We start from the raw sequence: 1673 nt of genomic DNA, 5'->3' as shown, positions 1-1673 counted from the left end.
ACGGTAGAGGAGCGTTCTGTAAGCCGTTGAAGGTGGATCGAGAGGTCTGCTGGAGGTATCAGAAGTGCGAATGCTGACATGAGTAACGACAAGGGAGGTGAAAAACCTCCCCGCCGGAAGACCAAGGGTTCCTGTCCAACGCTAATCGGGACAGGGTTAGTCGGCCCCTAAGGCGAGGGCGAAAGCCGTAGTCGATGGGAAACAGGTTAACATTCCTGTACTCGCTATTGCTGCGATGGAGTGACGGAGAAGGCTAGGCCAGCACGGCGATTGGTTGTCCGTGTTTAAGGTAGTAGGCTGGGGGTTTAGGCAAATCCGGACCCCTAAGGCTGAGAACTGACGACGAAGCTTACTTCGGTAAGTGAAGTGGTTGATGCCCTGCTTCCAGGAAAAACTTCTAAGCTTCAGGCAATAGAGAACCGTACTCGAAACCGACACAGGTGGTCAGGTAGAGAATACCAAGGCGCTTGAGAGAACTCTGGTGAAGGAACTAGGCAAAATGGTACCGTAACTTCGGGAGAAGGTACGCCGGTTTTGGTGATGGGACTTGCTCCCTAAGCTGAGGCCGGTCGAAGTGACCAGGTGGCTGCGACTGTTTATTAAAAACATAGCACTCTGCAAACACGTAAGTGGACGTATAGGGTGTGACGCCTGCCCGGTGCCGGAAGGTTAATTGATGGGGTTAGCTTCGGCGAAGCTCTTGATCGAAGCCCCGGTAAACGGCGGCCGTAACTATAACGGTCCTAAGGTAGCGAAATTCCTTGTCGGGTAAGTTCCGACCTGCACGAATGGCGTAACGATGGCCACGCTGTCTCCACCAGAGACTCAGTGAAATTGAAATCGCTGTTAAGATGCAGTGTACCCGCGGCTAGACGGAAAGACCCCGTGAACCTTTACTACAGCTTTGCACTGAACTTTGAGCCTGCTTGTGTAGGATAGGTGGGAGGCTTTGAAGCGAGGACGCCAGTTCTCGTGGAGCCATCCTTGAAATACCACCCTGGCATGTTTGAGGTTCTAACCCAGGTCCCTTATCGGGATCGGGGACAGTGTATGGTGGGTAGTTTGACTGGGGCGGTCTCCTCCCAAAGAGTAACGGAGGAGTACGAAGGTGCACTCAGCATGGTCGGAAATCATGCAATGAGCATAATGGTATAAGTGCGCTTGACTGCGAGACAGACATGTCGAGCAGGTACGAAAGTAGGTCATAGTGATCCGGTGGTTCTGTATGGAAGGGCCATCGCTCAACGGATAAAAGGTACTCCGGGGATAACAGGCTGATACCGCCCAAGAGTTCACATCGACGGCGGTGTTTGGCACCTCGATGTCGGCTCATCACATCCTGGGGCTGAAGCCGGTCCCAAGGGTATGGCTGTTCGCCATTTAAAGTGGTACGCGAGCTGGGTTTAGAACGTCGTGAGACAGTTCGGTCCCTATCTGCCGTGGGCGTTGGAGATTTGAGAAGAGTTGCTCCTAGTACGAGAGGACCGGAGTGAACGAACCTCTGGTGTTCGGGTTGTCACGCCAGTGGCATTGCCCGGTAGCTATGTTCGGACGGGATAACCGCTGAAAGCATCTAAGCGGGAAGCCTCCTTCAAGATGAGATCTCCCTGGGACTTCGAGTCCCCTGAAGGGCCCTGGAAGACTACCAGGTTGATAGGCTGGGTGTGGAAGCG

The 1673-nt window shown here is 53.7% G+C and carries 1 rRNA gene (running past one end of the window); it reads left to right on the top strand.

Annotation, left to right across the window (positions count from 1 at the left end):
- Positions 1 to 1673 (top strand): 23S ribosomal RNA (locus FHS09_RS22260); its annotated part reaches 1243 nt to the left of the window's first position; the annotation flags it as partial.

Origin of the sequence: Microbulbifer rhizosphaerae (genome assembly GCF_014191725.1) — a bacterium.
Lineage (GTDB): Bacteria > Pseudomonadota > Gammaproteobacteria > Pseudomonadales > Cellvibrionaceae > Microbulbifer > Microbulbifer rhizosphaerae.
This window is presented reverse-complemented; position numbering and strand designations above follow the sequence as displayed.